19 protein-coding genes are annotated in these 18,853 nt (G+C 60.5%); all 19 read right to left on the bottom strand.

All coding sequences use genetic code 11. The features are described 5' to 3' along the window. Positions 1-149: 149 nt before the first annotated feature. The 19 genes from PMI32_RS09365 to mltG all read right to left on the bottom strand — a co-directional run bounded on the left by PMI32_RS09365 (position 150) and on the right by mltG (position 18,853). The gene (locus PMI32_RS09365) at positions 150-1,079 is read right to left on the bottom strand and encodes a PfkB family carbohydrate kinase (RefSeq protein ID WP_008031642.1); all 930 of its coding nucleotides are present in this window, start codon (positions 1,077-1,079) and stop codon (positions 150-152) included. Then, the gene (locus tag PMI32_RS09370; protein WP_008031640.1) at positions 1,072-2,538 is read right to left on the bottom strand and encodes a purine-cytosine permease family protein; all 1,467 of its coding nucleotides are present in this window, start codon (positions 2,536-2,538) and stop codon (positions 1,072-1,074) included. The genes PMI32_RS09365 and PMI32_RS09370 overlap by 8 nt, the downstream gene beginning before the upstream one ends. Positions 2,539-2,761: 223 nt before the next feature. Beyond that, complete coding sequence (locus tag PMI32_RS09375; protein WP_008031638.1) at positions 2,762-3,760, bottom strand: ADP-ribosylglycohydrolase family protein; 999 nt, start codon at positions 3,758-3,760, stop codon at positions 2,762-2,764. Continuing rightward, positions 3,757-4,470: a GntR family transcriptional regulator gene (locus PMI32_RS09380; RefSeq protein WP_032828923.1), complete on the bottom strand. Its 714-nt coding sequence runs from the start codon at positions 4,468-4,470 to the stop codon at positions 3,757-3,759. The genes PMI32_RS09375 and PMI32_RS09380 overlap by 4 nt, the downstream gene beginning before the upstream one ends. Positions 4,471-4,681: 211 nt before the next feature. After that, positions 4,682-5,650: an L-arabinose ABC transporter permease AraH gene (araH, locus tag PMI32_RS09385; protein WP_032828927.1), complete on the bottom strand. Its 969-nt coding sequence runs from the start codon at positions 5,648-5,650 to the stop codon at positions 4,682-4,684. 12 nt (positions 5,651-5,662) lie between these two features. Next, positions 5,663-7,207, bottom strand: coding sequence for an L-arabinose ABC transporter ATP-binding protein AraG (araG, locus tag PMI32_RS09390; protein WP_008031631.1), 1,545 nt, complete (start codon positions 7,205-7,207; stop codon positions 5,663-5,665). Positions 7,208-7,272: 65 nt separating this feature from the next. Further along, positions 7,273-8,277 (bottom strand): substrate-binding domain-containing protein, encoded by a 1,005-nt coding sequence (locus tag PMI32_RS09395; RefSeq protein ID WP_008031628.1) that lies wholly within the window; start codon positions 8,275-8,277, stop codon positions 7,273-7,275. Positions 8,278-8,402: 125 nt separating this feature from the next. Continuing rightward, complete coding sequence (locus tag PMI32_RS09400) at positions 8,403-9,221, bottom strand: SDR family oxidoreductase (RefSeq protein WP_008031626.1); 819 nt, start codon at positions 9,219-9,221, stop codon at positions 8,403-8,405. Between the two features lie 199 nt (positions 9,222-9,420). Next, on the bottom strand, positions 9,421-10,296 hold the full coding sequence (locus PMI32_RS09405) for an SMP-30/gluconolactonase/LRE family protein (protein WP_008031623.1): 876 nt from the start codon (positions 10,294-10,296) through the stop codon (positions 9,421-9,423). Between the two features lie 137 nt (positions 10,297-10,433). Beyond that, positions 10,434-11,150, bottom strand: coding sequence for a FadR/GntR family transcriptional regulator (locus tag PMI32_RS09410; protein WP_008031621.1), 717 nt, complete (start codon positions 11,148-11,150; stop codon positions 10,434-10,436). 207 nt (positions 11,151-11,357) lie between these two features. Continuing rightward, a complete protein-coding gene (locus tag PMI32_RS09415; RefSeq protein WP_008031618.1) occupies positions 11,358-11,918 on the bottom strand; it encodes a DUF1285 domain-containing protein in 561 nt (186 codons plus the stop codon). A gap of 16 nt (positions 11,919-11,934) precedes the next feature. Further along, positions 11,935-12,543: a DUF4823 domain-containing protein gene (locus PMI32_RS09420; RefSeq protein ID WP_008031616.1), complete on the bottom strand. Its 609-nt coding sequence runs from the start codon at positions 12,541-12,543 to the stop codon at positions 11,935-11,937. Positions 12,544-12,713: 170 nt separating this feature from the next. Next, positions 12,714-13,682 carry a GTP 3',8-cyclase MoaA gene (locus PMI32_RS09425; RefSeq protein ID WP_008031614.1) on the bottom strand — a complete coding sequence of 323 codons (969 nt, stop codon included), beginning with the start codon at positions 13,680-13,682 and terminating at the stop codon, positions 12,714-12,716. Between the two features lie 138 nt (positions 13,683-13,820). Then, the gene (locus tag PMI32_RS09430) at positions 13,821-14,459 is read right to left on the bottom strand and encodes a TetR/AcrR family transcriptional regulator (RefSeq protein WP_008031613.1); all 639 of its coding nucleotides are present in this window, start codon (positions 14,457-14,459) and stop codon (positions 13,821-13,823) included. 342 nt (positions 14,460-14,801) lie between these two features. Beyond that, entirely contained in the window at positions 14,802-15,587 is a 786-nt protein-coding gene (locus tag PMI32_RS09435; RefSeq protein ID WP_008031610.1) for a TatD family hydrolase, read from the bottom strand. A gap of 15 nt (positions 15,588-15,602) precedes the next feature. Beyond that, positions 15,603-15,959 carry a PilZ domain-containing protein gene (locus tag PMI32_RS09440; protein ID WP_008031608.1) on the bottom strand — a complete coding sequence of 119 codons (357 nt, stop codon included), beginning with the start codon at positions 15,957-15,959 and terminating at the stop codon, positions 15,603-15,605. Positions 15,960-16,001: 42 nt separating this feature from the next. Next, positions 16,002-16,988: a DNA polymerase III subunit delta' gene (locus tag PMI32_RS09445; RefSeq protein WP_008031605.1), complete on the bottom strand. Its 987-nt coding sequence runs from the start codon at positions 16,986-16,988 to the stop codon at positions 16,002-16,004. Beyond that, the gene (tmk, locus tag PMI32_RS09450; RefSeq protein ID WP_008031603.1) at positions 16,981-17,613 is read right to left on the bottom strand and encodes a dTMP kinase; all 633 of its coding nucleotides are present in this window, start codon (positions 17,611-17,613) and stop codon (positions 16,981-16,983) included. Before tmk ends, PMI32_RS09445 begins: the two co-directional genes overlap by 8 nt. Positions 17,614-17,632: 19 nt before the next feature. Next, complete coding sequence (mltG, locus tag PMI32_RS09455; RefSeq protein ID WP_008031601.1) at positions 17,633-18,853, bottom strand: endolytic transglycosylase MltG; 1,221 nt, start codon at positions 18,851-18,853, stop codon at positions 17,633-17,635.

Below are 18,853 nucleotides of genomic sequence, written 5' to 3'. Positions count from 1 at the left end.
GTAGGAGCCAGCCTACTGACGATGGATTCAAGTGCGCCGCGTCTATCCAGGCAGCACGCGTTATCGTTGACCACCATCGCCGGCAAGCCAGCTCCTACAGGAACTACGCGATCCCTTGTAGGAGCTGGCTTGCCAGCGATGGCGTCCCGTCAGGCGCCGAACGTTTTACTGATCAACGCATCCACCTCGGCAGCTCCAGGCGAAGTCGCCGGCCCCCACCGAGTCACCGCCAACGCCGCAGCCGCATTCGCCCGCCGCGCCGCTTCACCCGCCGACAACCCGCGCGCCAATCCGGCCACAAACACCCCGGCATGGGCATCCCCGGCGCCGTTGCTGTCCACCGCCTCAACCTTGAAACCCGGCACGTGCTGACGCTCGCCATGCTGATGAATCCAGCACCCTTGCGGACCGTCGCGAACCACCATCAACACCTTCGACGGCAGATGATCGGCCAGTCGATCCAGCGCCTCGGCTATGTCCGACGCCCCGGTAAACCGCAGCGCCTCGACGCTGTTGCTGGTCCATACATCGATGCGCGGCAACAACGCCTGCATCAACGGCGCATCGGGTGATTCCACCAGCGGGCCCGGGTCAAATACGACATTGATCCCGGCGGGTAAATCCAGCACCCAATCCACCAGCGCCTGAGCCTTGCCCACATGCAGCAGGCTGTAGCCGCTGACGTAGACATAGTCGCCCGCCTGCGCCGCTACGCTGTTCAAATCCTCTGCGGACACTTCACCTTCGGCGCCGATGTAGGAAACGAAGCTACGTTCAGCCGAGGCGTCCGTGATCGCCACGCACAACCCCGTGTCTCGTTCAGCACTGTGAGCAATGCCGATGCGAATGCCTTCAGCCTTCATCGCCTCACGCGCCAGATCGCCGAAACGACCCGTGCCATGACGCCCCAAGTAAACCACCGACAAGCCATTACGCTGAGCGGCGGCCATCACATTGAACCCGCCGCCGGCTTCGAAACTGGCGGATTGCGCCAATACGTCGCCGCCGGGCTGAGGCAGTTTATCCACGGCCATGACCAGGTCGATGATGACCTGGCCGGTGTGCAACATTTTAGGCATGAGCATTCTCGAGCGACGCGGCGCGGCGATCCCTGGCCCCGCCGAGTACAAAATAAATCCCGCCGGCGACCAGGAACGTCACGATCCAGCCGAGGCCGTTATGGCCCAGCCACGAGTCGGAGAGGAACCCGCGGAACCAGACGGTTTGTTCGGTGGTGCCAATGGTGGTGAAGCTGAAACCCAGCACAATCGCCAGAGCCCACGCACCGAAAGCACGCCACTCAACGCCGCCGCGATACCAGTAGGCGCTGCTCGGGCTGACGTCCAGCAGGTCTTTGGGGCTGTAGTAATGGCGATGAATCAGGTCAACGACGAAGATCCCGACCCACGCCGTGATCGGCACGGCCAGCAGCGAAATGAAGGTGATGAACGGGCCGTAGAAACTGTCGGCGATCAGCATGAAGTAAATCGAACCGGCGAAAATCGCGACGATGTCGACCACCACGGCGTAGACGCGCTTGACCTTCAGGCCGAGGGTCAGCGTGGTCAAGCCGGCGGAATACACCGACAGGTTGTTGGACAGCAGCAAGCCGCCGAACGCGGTGATCAGGTACGGCACGGCCATCCAGGTCGGCAGCATGTCGCGGATCGCGATGATCGGGTCAGTGGCCGACGCCAGGTCGTTGTTGCCCACCGACAGCAGGCCGCCGAGGGTGATCAGCAACACCAGCGGGATCCCGGCACCAAACGCGGCGGAAGCCACCAGACGTGCCGCCTTGACGCTGCGATGCTGATAACGCGACATGTCCGCGCCGGCGTTGGCCCAACCGATCCCGGTGCCGGCGGCCATGGTGCCGACGCCGATGATCATTGCGCTAAGCGGTGCAGGCGTGGCGTTGAACACGGCGCTCCAGTCGATGGTGGCACAGAGGAAACCGCCGACCAGAATGTTCAGCGCGCCGAACACATAAGTCGCCCACTTCTGAATCACCAGCAACGTCGCGTGACCGAGGCCGGACACCGACAAGGTCAGCAGCACGAAAATCGCGATGAAGATCAGGGTCAGCACCGGCGCGCTTTTGGCCTCCACCGGCGAGCCAAACAGGATCGAGCACAGCGACAGCAACACGAACGCGGCGGTGGTGGTGTTGACGGTTTCCCAACCCAGCCGCGACATCAGCGAAACCAGGGTCGGGCCGATGTTGCCACGTACGCCGAAGATCGCCCGCGACAGCGTCAGGCTCGGTGCGCGGCCACGGCGACCGGCGATGGAAATGATCCCGACGACGGCAAAGGAACCGGCAGCGCCGAGGATCGCGACGATGATCGCCTGCCAGATCGCCAACCCGCGAAACGCCACCAGCGTAGCGCCGAGCGGCAGGCCGAGGATGGAAATGTTAGCGGCGAACCAGACCCAGAACAGCTGCAGCGGATGCCCGTTGCATTCGGCTTCCGGCACCGGCTCGATGCCCCGGGTTTCCAGTTGCCCGGCGCTTTGCCCGGCGTTCGATGAACTCATGTGAAATGCTCCTGTTGCCTTTGTTGTGGTTATGGGCAATGACGGAAGACGAAAACAACATCCCGGCTGTCCTGGCCAAGTCAGTGCGATCCATTGCGGGGTTATCAATTCAAATAAGCGGCGCGCCTATCGCGAGCAGGCTCGCTCCCACAGGGATAGTGCAAACCTCGCGGTACACGCCGTACCTGTGGGAGTGAGCCTGCTCGCGATGGCGTCAGCCCAGTCAACGCAAAGCCAACAGACCCTGCACCAACGGTTCCAACTCCAACGAGTTAACGGCTTTGACCTTATCGATCATAGCCACCGGCCAACTCTCAAGCCCCAGGCAAGCCCCAAGCATGGCCCCCAGAATCGCCGCGATGGTGTCGGTGTCGCCCCCCAGACCTGCGGCCATGCACAGCGCGTCGAAGGCATTTATTTCACCGATGGCCACTTGCTGCGCCAGGGCAAACGAAACCACCACCGACTCCTGCGAAGCCACCGACGTGCCGATTACGTCGTACATCAAATCCGCCAGCATCGCCTTGTCGCTATCGACGCTGATCGTCCGCGCCCAACTGATACGCGAGGCAATGCGTCCGCCTGCGACCCAGTGACCGTGGCTTTCCGCTTGCTGGGCGATTTGCTGGCCGAGGTTCAACGCCTCGCCAAGGTCCATGCCGTTGATACCGGCCGAGACCACCGCCGCCACCGCCGCCGCGCTGGAAATGCCCAGTGTGGTGTTGTGGGTGACCTGACAGGCCTGCACCACAGCGTTGATGAACCGCTCGGGATCGGCGACATCCGCCGAAATGCCGACGGGTGTGATGCGCATCGCCGCGCCGTTGGTGGTGCCGTAGCGCCCCGCTTCTTCCGGCGAATGACCGGCGAGGATCATCTCGATCGCCCGTTTGGTCGACGGCCCGAGCAAGTCCTGCGAGCCCTTGGCCTGCATCGCGGCTTCCCATTCGATCAGCCGTTGCGCCAATACCGACGGTTCGATCCTGCCCTTGCCGTCGATCAACAACTGACCGACCAGAATGGCCTGTTCGGTATCGTCGGTGATCGAGCCTTTAGGCATGTTGGCCGCAATCGGCTGATGGGGGCCGGCGTCTTGCAGATCGGTGATTTCACCGAAACGCGCCTTGATGACGGCGCGGCTCAGCGATTGCGTCGGCATGCCCAGCGCATCGCCCAGGGCCAGTCCGTAAAACGCGCCCAGTGCACGATTGAGCGCGGTCATTGTGGGTTTCCAAATTGCAGGTGCAGGCGAAAGTGCACGGGATCGAGCAGGCTTTCGACCTGTTCCATGAAGCGGTTCTGCCGGTCGTAGGTGGTGCGCAAGGCTTTGAGGAACACCGTGCCGACCGGACGACCGAGCAGCTCGGCATCTTCGGCATTCAAGGGTTCGGCGCCGATCCATTGATCGCCGCGCTCGCCGATGTAGCCGTACGCGGCCAGGGTGATGGTCAGGGAATTGTCGATCAGGCCGACACGCGGCAGGCTTTCCAGGCCTCCAGTGGCGGGCATCAATGAGCGTTCGAGGGAAACCAGCTTGCCATCGGTGGAACGACGGCGGCGGTCGAGTGTGATGAATTGATCGGTGCCGAAACGCGGCAGCAGGTCGGGGCGAGTCACCGCCTCGAGCCGCAGCACTTCAGTATTGATCAGCGCCCCGCTGTCGGCCAGCGCCTGCGCCCAACCGCTGCGCTGATCGAGCACCACCCCGTCGAACGTGACGATGGAACCGACACCGCTTTGCGTCGCGATGTAGTTGCGCCGTTTCAATTCGGCCAGGGCTTCACGCAGCGTACCTCGGCTGACTTTGAATTCTTGAGCCAACTGATGCTCACCCGGCAACTGAAAGCCGTCCTCCATGAGGCCGCTTTCAATGCGCCGGATGAGTTCGTCGACCACCCGTTGTTTCTTGTCAAATCGTACCTGTCTAATCATGTACAAATTGATACCCGAAACGACTTGTAACAGGCAAGACATATTTAGGGGGAGTGACGGAAGGATGCGGTCGCGAGGTGAATCAGGTACATCGCCTTCGCGGGCAAGCCTCGCTCCTACAGGTTAATGTCAGTCGCGTAATCCATGCACGACACATAACCTGTAGGAGCGAGGCTTGCCCGCGAAGGGGCCAGCACAGACAACAAAAATCTCAGCGTTGTTTCAGACGGTCGATAACCACAGCCAGCAGCAAAATCGAACCACGAATCACGTACTGATAAAACGTATCGATGTTCTTCAGGTTCATCGCATTCTCGATGATCGCCAGAATCAACACCCCGGCGATCACATGCCGGATCATGCCGATCCCGCCACTGAGCGAAACCCCGCCGAGCACACACGCCGAGATCACCGTCAGCTCGAAACCCTGGCCGATCATCGGCTGGCCGGAAGTCATCCGCGACGCCAGAATCACCCCGGCCAACGCCCCGATCACACCGTGCACGGCGAAGATGATGATCTTGGTCCGGTCAACGTTGACCCCGGCCAGCAGCGCCGCTTCCTGGTTGCCGCCGATGGCCATGGTGTTGCGCCCGTAGGTGGTGTAATTCAGCAGCCAGCCGAAAAACAGGAAACAGGCAATGGTGATCAGGATCGGCACCGGCACGCCAAACAACTGGCCGTTACCGAAGACGAAGAACGACTCCTGCGACACGCCCACCGCTTTGCCATTGGCAAAAATGTAGGCCAGACCGCGAACGATCTGCATGGTCGCCAACGTAGTGATCAATGCATTGACCCGCAGCTTGGCGATCACGATCCCGTTGATCAGCCCGACGATCAAGCCCATGAACAGCGCCGCCACCACACCGAGAAACACGCTGTCGGTGTCACGCATCACCACCGCCGCGACCACGCCGGCACAGGCAATCACCGAGCCCACCGACAAGTCGAAATGCCCCGACGCCAGGCAATACAACATGGTGCATGCGGCAATCCCAGTGGTGGAAATCGCCAGGCCCAGGCCGCGCATGTTCAGCGGCGAAAGGAAGTTGTCGATCAGCAAGGTGCAGAGCACAAAGATCCCGACGGCCGCGAGCAGCATCACCCAGTCATCGAGAAAGCGCCGCAGGTCCAGAGGTTTGCGCTGGGTGGGCAGAGCGTTGTTTTGGGTTGTCATCATAGTCACCTCTCAGTTCGCCACGCCGTCAGCGCGGTGGCGCGGCAAAGCCAGTTGCAGCAGGTTGGATTCATTGGCCTCGTCACGGGACAGTTCGCCGCGCATCGCCCCTTCGCAGAGCACCAGGATGCGGTCGGAAATACCCATCACCTCCATCAGGTCGCTGGACACCACGATCACCGCGATGCCGCTTTCAGCCAGGTTATGGATGATCTGGTAAATCTCGGCCTTGGCGCCGATGTCGATGCCGCGAGTCGGTTCATCCAGAAGCAGCACTTTCATCGGCATCGACAGCCAGCGGCCGAGAATCGCCTTCTGCTGATTGCCGCCGGACAGGTACATGATTTTCTGCTCCGCGCTGGGCGTCTTCACTTTCAGCGCCTTGATCTGCTTGTCGGCGTTGCCCTTCTCCCACAGGCCGCGCAACAGGCAACCGAAGGTGGAATGGGCGCCGCGCGCGCTGATGTTGATGTTCTCGGCAACGCTGGAGAGCGGCATGATGCCCTCCTTCTTGCGGTCCTCGGGGCACAGCAGAATGCCGGCGGCAATCGCATCGCGGGGTGAACGCAGTTTCAGTTCATGCCCGCGCAATTCCAGGCGCCCGGCGGTGTTGCGCTCAAGGCCGCTGAGCATGCGAAACAGCTCGGTTCGCCCTGCCCCCACCAGCCCGAACAGCCCGAGAATTTCGCCTTTGTGCGCATCGAAACTCACCGGCTCACGCAAGCCCGGCCCGAGCAGACCGTCGACCCTCAACGCCACCGCGCCACGCTTGCGCGGGCGGTAATCGTAGATGTCCTGAATGTCGCGCCCGACCATGCACGTGACCAATTGATCGTGGGTCAGCTCGCTCATGTCCTCGAAGGTGCGCACGTAGCGGCCGTCCTTGAACACCGTCACCGCGTCGCAGATGCGGAACACTTCTTCCATGCGATGGGAGACGTAAAGCACCACTTTGCCTTCGTCGCGCAGGCGCCCGATGATCGCCATCAAGCGATCGATCTCCCGCGCCGAGAGGCTACTGGTCGGTTCGTCGAACGCGATCACATGCGCGCCACGGGACAACGCCTTGGCGATTTCCACCAGTTGCCGCTGCCCGAGGGACAGGCGCCCGACCTTCTCCTGCGGATCGATTTCATCGGCCAGGCCCTTGAGGCAGGCCAGCGCTTGTTGTCGCAGTGCGTTGCGATTGATCAGGCCGAAACTGGCAGGCAAATGACCGAGGAACAGGTTTTCCGCCACGGTCATTTCCGGCACCAGGTGCAATTCCTGATGGATCACCGCCACCTTGTTGCCGATGCTGTCGGCGGTGGATTTGAAGACCATCGTTCGCTCGCCGATCTGCAGGTCGCCGCTGTTCGGCGTGTAGGCGCCACCGAGGATTTTCAGCAGGGTCGATTTGCCGGCGCCGTTCTCGCCCATCAAGGCATGAACCTGTCCCGGATGGGCGACGAAGCTGATGCCGTCCAGCGCCTTTACCCCGGGAAAGGTCTTGCCGATCCCGTTGAAGCGCAGGCTGCCGCCAACGCTGTCGTGTTGTGTCTGTACTTGCGCGTGCATAAAACACCTCATTACACAGATCAGGCAGCCCCGTCGCCAGGGCCGCCGATGAAATCAACCGCGCCTCAGTTCCAGAGGCCGATCTTTTCCAGTTCCTGCTTGAAGTTGTCGCGCGTGATCAGGGTCACGTCGTCCATGGCGGTGTACTTCGCCGGCTCTTTGCCGGTGGTGACCCACTCGAACATCATGCTGGCGGTGTTGTAACCCTCGATGTGCGGGCTTGGTAGCATCGAGCCGAAGAAGCCGCTGTTGGGCTTTTTCAGTTCGCCGATGGCGTCGGTGCCGTTGATGCCGATGCCGATCACGTTAGCCGCAGCAAAACCGGCGCTCTCGGTGGCGCGTACGCCGCCCAGTACGGTGTTGTCGTTCATGCCGCCGATGATCAGGTTTTTCGCCGCGCCCGGCAGTTTCACCAGCGCCGAGTTGGTGGCGTCCATGCTGCCCGGCACGTCGAGGGTTTTCAGGGCCGAGAACAGGATGTGGTCTTTTGGCATACCGGCGTCTTCCAGCGCTTTGACTGAACCGTCAGTGCGCTTCTTGCCGGTGTCGAGTTCGTTGTAGGTGTTGATGACCGCGTAGGTGTCTTTCCAGTCCCAGTTGCGTTTTTTCGCTTCGGCGGCCATCGCCGCGCCCTGCTTCTGGCCGACTTCGAACGCCGCCATGCCGAGGTAGGGAACGTCTTCCATGAACTTGCCGCTGGCATCGACAAAGCGGTCATCCACGGCAATCACTTTCAAACCGTTGAGTTTGGCTTTGGCCATGATCGCCGGGCCGAGGGACACGTCCGGCGGGCAAATCACGAAGCCCTTGGCGCCGTTGGCAGCCAGGCTGTCGATGGCGGACAGGGTTTTCTCGCCGTCCGGCACGGCGATCTTGATGACCTTGAAGCCTTTCTCTTTGCCGGCCTTTTCGGCGAAGGCCCATTCGGTCTGGAACCAGGGCTCTTCCGCCTGCTTGACCAGAAAACCGATCTTCACTTCCTCGGCCGCCAGCAAGCTGCTGCTGAGGCTGACCGCGGTGACCGCCAAAGCGGCACAGCACAGGGAACGGATCCCACGACGACGATTCATAAGCTGACTCCTTGTTATTTTTTTTGAGCGTTATTTTTCAAAGCCGGTGCAAACGTTGTAGCAAATAGTCATATCGTATGATGATTGGATTTCAGGCGTAATTCCGCGCCTGAAACCCCGGTTATTCAGTCGTGGTACATCACCGAGCGCCCACCATCGATGGTGATGCACGAAGCGTTGATGAACGGCGCTTCATCGCTGGCCAGGAAGACTGCCGTCATTGCCACTTCAATCGGTTGGCCAATGCGCCGCGGCGGATGCAGATCGAAAGCGCGCTGACGCTCGGCCTGCGGGTCGGCAAAACCGTTCCAGTAATCGACGTTCAGTTGGGTTTCGATGTAGCCCGGTGCAATGGCGTTAACACGAATGCCTTTCGGCGCGTATTCGATGCCCAGTGCGCGGGTCAGACCGAGCAAACCGTGCTTGGCCACCGGGTACGGGAAGCAGCCGGGAATGATGTGCGTGGAATGGGTCGAGGCGATGTTGATGATGCTGCCGATGCCCTGCTCGATCATTTGCGGCAACACCGCCTTGCAGCCGAACCAGGCGCCATCGAGGTCGATGGCAAAGCAGCGGCGCCAGTCTTCTTCGGTCATTTCCAGCGGATCGCGGAACACGTTGACGCCGGCGCAGTTGACCAGCACGTCGATGCGACCGTGCAACTCGACGGCCCTTTTTGCCATCGCGTGCAGGTCTTGTTGATTGGATACGTCAACCTTGATCGCCTGAACATCGAAGCCTTGGGCGCGCCAATGCGCCGCGACGCTTTCGACTTTCTCGCCCTGGATGTCGCTGATGATCAGCCTGGCTTGCTGGCAGGCGAAGGCCGCAACAATCGCCTCGCCGATGCCCTGAGCGGCGCCGGTCAGCAGCACGACCTTGTTTTTCAGGCGCTCGCCCTTCGGCGGCTCGGGCACTGGAGGCAGGGAGAGCGCTTCAGCCATGGATCAGCGCTCCCTTTCGCGGGCACGACAAAAACCGGGCATCTGTCGATGTCCGGCCAAAAAACGTGTTGGAAAATCGCTTCATCACTTCACCTGTTTTGTTTTTTTAAGTGTGAGTGCGTGTAACTGATTGGAGCCGACTATAAACCCGACCGCCAAATAATCTCAATATATAATTTTACATCCCATATTTTGGGATTTAATCAGCAAATCTCGTACAGGGCTTTCCTGGTATATCGACCCGGATCGACAACACCGCGCCGTCCAGCGGATGGTTGAGCGGGCTCGCAGCGCTGGTGATGTAGAGGGTTTTCAGGTCGGCGCCACCGAAGACACAACTGGTCGGGCGACTGACTGGCAATTCGATGATGCGATCAACATACCCATCCGGTGTCAGCCGGATCAGGCAGCTGCCGTCCCAGCGCGCGTTCCAGATATAACCTCTGGCATCCATCGCCGAGCCGTCGGGGCCGCCACGTTGATGCGGGCCGAACCAGACCAGCGCGGGATCGAGGCCGCCGTCGGTGCGGATGAAATGCTGGTAGAGCGTGCCATCCAGACTGTCGGCGAAATAAAGCGTGGTGGCGTCATCGCTCCACAACAACGTGTTGGGAATGCCCAAACCGCGCAGCAGTGGCGTGACCCGGGCATCGCGGTCGATACGAAACAAGCCGCCTGAACGCCGCACAATGGGCAGGTCTTGGCCATTTTCGCCGATGTTGTTTTGCATGGTGCCGAGCCAGAGTCGCCCCCGGGCATCGCAACGGGCTTCGTTGCCGCGATTGCCCGGCTGCGGGTCGGCGACGCAGAACAAGGTCAGCCGTGGCTCAAGGCCCGGTGAATCCAGATCGAGCCGATACACGCCACTGCTCAACGTCACCAGCGCATCACCGCTTTCGCAGGGAATGAAAGCCGACACGTGCTCGGGCATCTGCCAGATCTGCACGTTGGCACCGATCAGGCGCAGTACCTGTTTGCCGGCGATATCCACCCAATAGAGGGCCTGCGTCGGCGCATCCCAGAACGGGCCTTCGCCGAGGCGTGCCCGGTGTCCGGTGACTGCGGTCCATTCCATGAAACCTCCTGCGTTGTTCTTGTTTGTAGGAGCGAGCTTGCTCGCGATGGACGTCAACGGTAACGCGTGTCCGCTGCATAAACGCGCGGCCTTGAAGTTTTTCGCGAGCAGGCTCGCTCCTACAGGGTTCTATGTTTTTAGCCGGCTTTTTTGTCGGCCATGACCTTTGGGTAGAAGCGTTTAATGGCCAGGTCGGCGTTGTCGATCAGGGTCATGCAGGCCCACACACCGCGTGCCGCGTCGCGGGCGGCGATGGCGTCGGCCATGTCTTTGTGAATCGGCAGCGTGCGGCGCAGTTCGTCCGGATCGGCGGCGGAGACTTCAAAAGACACCGCCAGCAACGCGCCGAGGGCCGGGACCATTTGTTCGATGAATTGATTGTGGCTGGCCGCGAGGATGCACTCGTGGAAGAACTGGTCGGCACGGTTGTAATCGATGCCGCTGTGCACCGCTCGCTCCAGCGCGTTATAGGCCTGAAGCACCGCTTGCACCTGCTCGACGGTCGCCCGCTCACAGGCCCAGCGCACGGCCATCGGTTCGATGGTGCGGCGTAAATCGAGGAGGTCGTCGACGAAGTTTTCCGGCAGGCCGCTGCGGGACAGCCAGCCGACGACTTGCGGGTCGAAGAGGTTCCAGCGCCGCACCGGCAATACCCGAGTGCCAACCTTCGGCCCGACTTCGAGCATGCCTTTGGCGACCAGGGTTTTGATGGCTTCGCGGATGACGGTGCGACTGACGCCGAGCTGCTCGCCCAGGTCGGCCTCAACCTTGAGGGTTTCGCCGGGTTTTACCTGGCCCGCCGCAATCCAGCAACCCAGCCAATCGACCGTCGATGCGTGAAAACTGCTGGACATGGGCACCTCGATGCAGGGACGGCACAATGCCGTTCGCGATGGTTGCCCACGCTAATCATCATACGATTGGGTGTCAATTTGATTTTTTGAAAAGCACATAAACCCAATGTGGGAGCGGGCTTGCTCGCGAATGCGGTATCTCAGTCAACATCTCTGCTGAATGACACACCGCTTTCGCGAGCAAGCCCGCTCCTACAGGGGTATGTGTTACGGCTCGAGGCCGATGGGAAAGAAGATGCCGCCGCTCCATACACCGAGCCAACGCTGCCCATCGATTTCACGAGTCACCGCCAGCTCCACCAATTGGTAAAACACATTGCGATGAATCAGCGCTTCGAGATTGGTGCGCACATGCACGTAAGGCGCAGGCTCTTGTGTCACCGGATCGATCACCACGCGGATCGCATGGTCGGCACCGGCCTCGGCGGTTTCATCCACATGGGTGGTGAAGCGCAAGACCTGGGTTTCACCCTCGCCTTCAACATCCACGGCAATCGCCACGAACGGAGCATCGTCAACCTTGATGCCGACTTTCTCGACCGGGGTGATGAGGAAATAATCATCGCCGTCGCGGCGAATGATGGTGGAGAACAGTTTGACCATCGGTTTGCGTCCGATCGGCGTGCCCAGGTAATACCAGGTGCCGTCGCGGGCGATGTGCATGTCGATGTCGCCGCAGAAGTCGGGGTTCCACAAGTGGACCGGTGGCAAGCCTTGGGTCTTGGGGATTTGCCCCAACAGGTCGTTGGCTTTTTGCGGACCACTCATGGCGTTCTCCTTGGAATTACTGGTCGCTGAGCCCCAGCAGGCTGCGCGCGTATTGCCGCAGCGGCGGGCCCATCAGGTCTTCTGGCTTTTTGTCGTAGAACGTCAGTAAACCGCCACGACTCTTGATACGTGCAGTATCAATCAAATACTGGGTGCTGGTCTCGATCAACATGATCTGAATCACGCCGGAGTCGATACCGAGACGATCCACGGCTTCCTGGTCGAGCCATTCGTCCGTGTTGCCGATACGGTCGTCAGACTTGGCGAAACGGGTGTAGAGCAGGTAATGCGCACCGACCGCACGGGCTTCGCCCATGGCCTGTTCGAGGCCTTCCGGCGTGTGTGCGCGGCGGACCATCGGGAAGTATTCGATAAAGCCGTCGAAGGCGACTTCGGCGATCACGTTAGGTCGCGGGTAGACCGCACTGCCCGGCGGCACAAAGGCGCCTTGGGCGATATAGACGAACGAATCCGGCTGAATGCGCAGGTTGTTCACGCGGCGGCTGTCGCTGTGGTCGAGCAGACCCGCGTCGCTCATGTGGTAGCGAGTCCCTTCAGCAAGATCGCTGACATTCATGCAGCCACCAAGCGCCAAAACGGCCAGCAGCAAAACCAGGCTACGCATCCTACCCTCCAGAGGCCGGTGACGGAAAACCGGCGAATGGCCATGGGATGCAGCTTCCGCGCCAGCTCCAGAACGTCGTTGCCTGTTCGAACGCATTCGCGGGCAAGCCTCGCTCCTACAGGTTGTACACGATCCCTGTAGGAGCGAGGCTTGCCCGCGAAGACGGTAGATCAGCCACCGATAATCTTCATGACGGTCGCACCACCGGAAAACGCCACCTCCTGCTTGTCGCCCAAGGCCTTCACCAAGAGTCGCTGCAAAGCCGGCAATGCCTGATGACGCGGTTTATCCAGCAGATCGCCGACATAGTGACGGTTGCTCGACGACAGGCAGCCATGCAGCCACCCGGTTGAAGACAGGCGCAGCCGCGAGCAGGTCCGACAGAACGGAACACTTTCGTTGGCGATTACGCCGAAATAGCCCTGCCCCGGAATTTCATAGCGCACCGCCGTGGCGTCAACCGGCGCATCGGCCTGGAGATACTCATAGCGATCACCGATCAGACTCAGCAGCTGTTGCAGGCTGACGAATTGTTGCAGGAATGCGTTGTTGTCGTTGGCCAGGTGGCCCATGCGCATCAGTTCGATGAAGCGCAACTCGTAACCGCGTTCCAGGCAGTAATCGAGCAGCGGCATCACCTGATCGAGGTTCTGCCCGCGCAGCGGCACCATGTTGACCTTGATCTTCATGCCGGCGGCGCTGGCCTGGTCCATGCCATCGAGCACAGTCGCCAGATCGCCGCCGCGAGCAATGCTGCGGAATGCGCCGGCATCCAGGGTATCGAGGGAAACGTTGATGCGACGAATGCCGGCATCGACCAGCAGAGGCAGTTTTTTCGCCAGCAATTGACCATTGGTGGTCAGGCTGATGTCTTGCAGGCCCATCTGCCCGACAGCGGTCATGAAGGCTTCGAGTTTGGGGCTGACCAACGGCTCACCGCCGGTGATGCGCAGTCGTTCGATCCCCGCCGCCTCGATCAAGTAGGCAACGCCGCGTGCCATGGCTTCGGCCGACAGTTCATCCTGCGCAGCGACCAGCCGCTTGCCGTTAGGCACGCAATAGGTACACGCGTAATTGCAGGCGGAGGTCAGGCTGATTCGCAGATTACGAAAACGCCTGCCTTGACGGTCAACGATCATGGTCACTCCGGCACAAGGAATTCGGACGACGTAAAACTTGACTCACAAATCAAGTTTTAGCAAGTCCCATGCCTGAGTATATTACTGAGGTACTGCGCCATATAGCGAAATCATGGCGCAATTAGGCAACTGAATGACTCAGCTACTCGGCGTGTCGGTGTCGCGCTTGCGTTTGTTGCCCATGCGCACGCCGATGTCCATCAGGAACTGGAAGAAGCCTTCCTGATCTTCCAGCACATTGCTCCAGAACGGCGAGTGATACAGCGCCACGGCACCGTGCACCAGCGCCCAGGATGCGCAGTAATGGAAGTAAGGCGGCACGTCTTCGAGCTTGCCTTCGCTGATCCGGCCCTTGATCAGCAGGGTCAGGCGTTCGAAGTTCGAGGCGCGAATCTTGTGCAGCTCCTCGATCATCTCCGGCACCTGATTGCCCTTGACCACCTTTTCTTCCAGGCGATCGAACAAGCGGTAACGTTGCGGATCGCGCATGCGGAATTCGAAGTAGGCCCGGGACAGCGCTTCCTTGTCCTTGTCGACATCGGCCGAATGCAACAGCTCGTTCAAATCGCGCTCGTAATCGAGCATCAGGCGCAGGTAGATCTCCGCCTTGGATTTGAAGTGCTTGTAGATTGTGCCTTTGCCGATACCGACGGCATCAGCAATCATCTCGACGGTGACACTGTCTTCACCTTGGTCGAGGAACAGCTTGAGCGCGGTATCGAGAATTTCTTGCTCGCGGCGACGAAATTCACGGACCTTACGAGGTTCTTTATGCATAAGAAAAGGTCTGTCGGGGTCAAAATTCGAAGCCGCGTATTATGCCTAACTTGCGGCAAAATGCACGGATCATCCTTCCATATCTGTGTTTCTAGATGAATTCTGTCAGCACCAGCTTTTAATGAGAACTCTTCCGAAGCGCCTGTATTCCAAAATTGTTTAAAAACCTGGGCCGGTAAACTGGACTCAGCGCAATACTGATCAATACTTCAACTGTCGGCGGGGCATCTCCCCCAAGTGCCGCGTCGATATTGGTACCAACGGACCGCGTACCATTGTTTTACTCCTAATGGTCTTAACCCGGATTCACCCCCCAGAACCCGGGTTTTTTTTGCCTGCGATTTAACCTTTCACATGCGCCAGCGGGAACAGTCGCTTGAAGTTCTCGGTCGTCTGCGCGGCAAATCGCTCGTAGGATTCACCGCGTAGCATTGCCAGAAACTCTGCCACTTCCCGCACATATTGCGGCAGGTTCGGCTTGCCGCGATAAGGGATCGGCGCCAGGTACGGCGAGTCGGTTTCCACCAGCAATCGGTCGGCAGGCACTTTACTGGCCACGTCACGCAGCGCATCGGCATTGCGGAAAGTGACGATGCCAGACAGGGAAATGTAATAACCCATGTCCAGCGCCGCTTTGGCCATGTCCCAATCTTCGGTAAAGCAATGCAAAACGCCAGCCTGGGGCAACGCGGCCTCGCGCAACAGGTTCAGCGTGTCCGCCCGGGCACCACGTGTGTGAATGATCACCGGTTTGCCGGTCTGCTGCGCGGCTTGCAGGTGCAGGCGAAACGACTCCTGCTGCAACTCCGCCGCTTCGGGCTCGTAGTGATAATCCAGGCCGGTTTCACCAATCGCGACCACGCGCGGGTGATTGAGCTCCTGCAGCAGCCAATCCAGCGCTGGTGCAGCGCCCGGTTGCACGTCCAGCGGGTGCACGCCGACCGAACAGTCGACATCGTCATAACGTTCGGCCAGGGCTTTGACGTCGGCGGCGTTGTCGATACTGACGCCGATACACAGAAAGTGCCCTACCCCGCGCTGGCGGGCCGCGTCGAGAGCGGCATCCAGCGAGCCGTCATGGGCGGCGAGGTCAAGGCGATCAAGGTGACAATGGGAATCTACGAGCATAAAAAGGGCTGCAACTTACATCGTATGAGTGGGACGGTCGGACTTCAGGGCTCCGGCCAGGTGGGTTTCGATTCGACTGCGCGCGGTGTCGTCACCGTCGTTGAACTGCACGCCGACGCCAGCGGCCCGGTTGCCTTGCGCGCCTTTGGGGGTTATCCAGGCAACCTTGCCGGCGACCGGAATTTTCTCCGGCTCGTCCATCAGGTTCAGCAGCATGAATACCTCATCGCCCAACTTGTAGCTCTTGTTGGTCGGGATAAACAGGCCACCGTTCTTGATGAAGGGCATGTAGGCCGCGTAGAGCACGGAGTTGTCCTTAATGGTCAGGGACAAAATGCCGTTGCGCGGCCCCGGATTGACGGCTTCATTCATGCTGACCTCCACTGCTGATGTTCAGAGGATAGGCCCAGTCGGTCACTTCTGGGTAGGCAACGACGCCCATTGCACCAGTAGCGCTTCAAGCAACAGCACCCGATTGAGGTTGGCCTTGCTCATGACTTTCTGGCGCTGGGCGAGGATCCAGTCCTGAATGTTCAGGACTTTGTCCTGAGCGCTTTTCTGCGCCAGGTATTGAATCACCTTGCGCATATCGGCCAATCCCAGCCCGTCTTCATCCTGAGTCAGCTGATACCGCAGGATCAGGCTCGACCAGTCGCAGAACCAGTCAAACAGCAATAACAGCGGAATCGCGTTCCAGCCTTCGGCCAGTTGCGTCGGCGATTGCTGCTGCTTGAGCAACTTCTTCACACCGTCGACCACCAGCGCCCGCTGCTCGCGCACGCCCTGGGCCTGCAAATTCACCGCCGCCAGCGGTGAGCCGGCGGCCAGGGTCAGCAATTCGACGCGCTCTTCTTCCGAGCTGTCCGGCAACGCCTTGGCCAGCCACGCAAGGCTCATGGCCTCGCTTGGCAGTGGACAGGCTTGCTGCACGCAGCGGCTTTTGATGGTAGGCAACAGCCGACTGGTCTGGTGACTGACCAGTAACAGCACCGTATCGCCGGACGGCTCTTCAAGGCTTTTGAGCAAGGCGTTGGCGGCGTTGATGTTCATCGACTCGACTGGCTCGATCAACACCACTTTGCGCCCGCCCATCTGCGCGGTCTGGACCACGAAGCTGACCAGTTCGCGGACCTGATCGACCTTGATCGCCTTGTCGGCTTCTTCCGGCTCGAGGATGTAGTTGTCAGGGTGGCTGCCGGCTTTGAGCAGCAGGCAGGATTTGCATTCGCCGCAAGCGTCCTGCGCGGTCGGACGCTGGCACAGCAGGCTGGCCATCAGGCGCTCGGCCAGCGCTCGCTTGCCGATCCCGGCCGGGCCGTGCAGCAGATAGGCGTGCGCATGTTGTTTGCGACCTGCCAACTGCTGCCAGAGGCTGTCCTGCCACGGATAGGCTTCAGCCACGGGTCAACTCCAGCAGACGCGGCAACAAGGCGTCCAGCGACTGTTGAACCTGCGCCAGCGGCTGGGCGGCGTCGACCAGCAGATATCGCGCAGGGTCGGCTTCAGCGCGTTTGAGGAACGCACTGCGCACCGCATCGAAAAACGTCCGGCCTTCGAGCTCGAAGCGATCCAGACGACCGCGAGCGCTGGCGCGGGCCAGACCCACTTCCACCGGCAGATCGAAAATCAGCGTCAGGTCCGGGCGCAGCTCGCCCTGAACGAAGTTTTCCAGCGTAGCGATGCGTTCCAGTGACAAACCGCGACCGCCACCCTGATAGGCGTAGGTCGAGTCGGTAAAGCGATCGCACAACACCACCGCGCCACGGGCCAGCGCCGGGCGGATCACGCCGGCCAGATGCTGGGCGCGCGCGGCAAACACCAGCAACAACTCGGTGTCGGGGTCCATGGTTTCATCGACTGGCGCCAACAGCACCTCGCGGATCTTTTCGGCCAAAGGCGTGCCGCCCGGCTCGCGGGTCAGCACCACTTCGATACCGGCGGCGCGCAGGCGCTCGGCGAGGTATTCGCGATTGGTGCTTTTGCCGGCGCCTTCGGGGCCTTCCAGGGTAATAAACAAGCCAGTCACAGGCAGTCCTTAGTCAGAATCATTGCGGGCTTTGCGGCGCGGTTGCATCCGATTCGGGCGCGGGTGCAGCAGCGGGCTCTTTAGCAGGTTCTTGAGTCGTTTCTTGAGCCGGCTCTGGCGGCGTCACTGGCGCCAACGCCTCCGGGGCCGGGTCAGGCGAAGCCGCCGGGATCGGAGCCTGCTCATTCGTCGCTTCTGGCGCGGTGACCGGCGCCGGGCTGGAGCGGTAATCGGCGCGACGCTTGAGCTGGAATTCACGCACCGCGCTGTTGTGAGCATCCAGATCATCGGAGAACACGTGGCTGCCATCGCCGCGCGCGACAAAATACAGACTGTTGCCGGCCACCGGGTTGAGTGCCGCATGGATCGCTTCGCGGCCGACCATCGCGATCGGTGTCGGCGGCAGGCCGGTAATCACGTAGGTGTTGTAAGGGGTCGCTTCCTTGAGGTGGGCGCGGGTCAACTTGCCGTTGTAGCGATCACCGAGGCCGTAGATCACGGTTGGATCGGTCTGCAACAGCATGCCCATTTCCATGCGCCGCACGAACACGCCGGCAATCTGGCCACGCTCTTGCGGTACGCCGGTTTCCTTTTCCACCAGCGAAGCCATGATCAGCGCCTGGTAGGGTTCGGTGTACGGCACATCAGCCGCGCGCTGCCCCCACTCCTTGGCAAGGACTTCGTCGAGGCGGTCGTAGGCTTTTTTCAGCAGCTCGACGTCCGTCATGCCACGCACGAAACGGTAGGTGTCCGGGAAGAATCGACCTTCCGGAAAGATCCCGGCGTGACCGAGCTTGTCCATCACTTCGCTATCGCTCAAGCCGTTCAGCGTCTGCTCAAGTTTTTCATCCTTGGCCAGCGCGGCACGCACTTGATGGAAATTCCAGCCTTCGACCAGCGTCAGGCTGTACTGCACCATTTCCCCGCGTTTCCACAGGTCGATCAGGTTTTCCACCGTCATGCCGGGCTGCATGCGGTACTCACCTTTGTGCAACGGTTGCCCGGCCAGGTTGAAGCGCCAGTACACACGCAACCAGAAAGCGTCCTTGATGACGCCATCGGCTTCGAGTCGATAGAAAGTGCGGGTGGGTGTCGTGCCTTTGGGCACTTCCAGGAGTTGTTCCTGGGTAATGTTCAGCGGCTGTTCCAGCGCCGAATGAATCTTCCAGGCCGAAGCGCCCAGACACAGCCCTGCCAGAACCAGTCCGGTTTCCAGCAGCAGCAAGAATTTACGTCTCAC

It is taken from the genome of Pseudomonas sp. GM60 (genome assembly GCF_000282415.1).
GTDB classification, from domain to species: domain Bacteria; phylum Pseudomonadota; class Gammaproteobacteria; order Pseudomonadales; family Pseudomonadaceae; genus Aquipseudomonas; species Aquipseudomonas migulae.
Note: the sequence above shows the minus strand (reverse complement) of the source record. Positions and strands in the feature narration are given on the sequence as shown.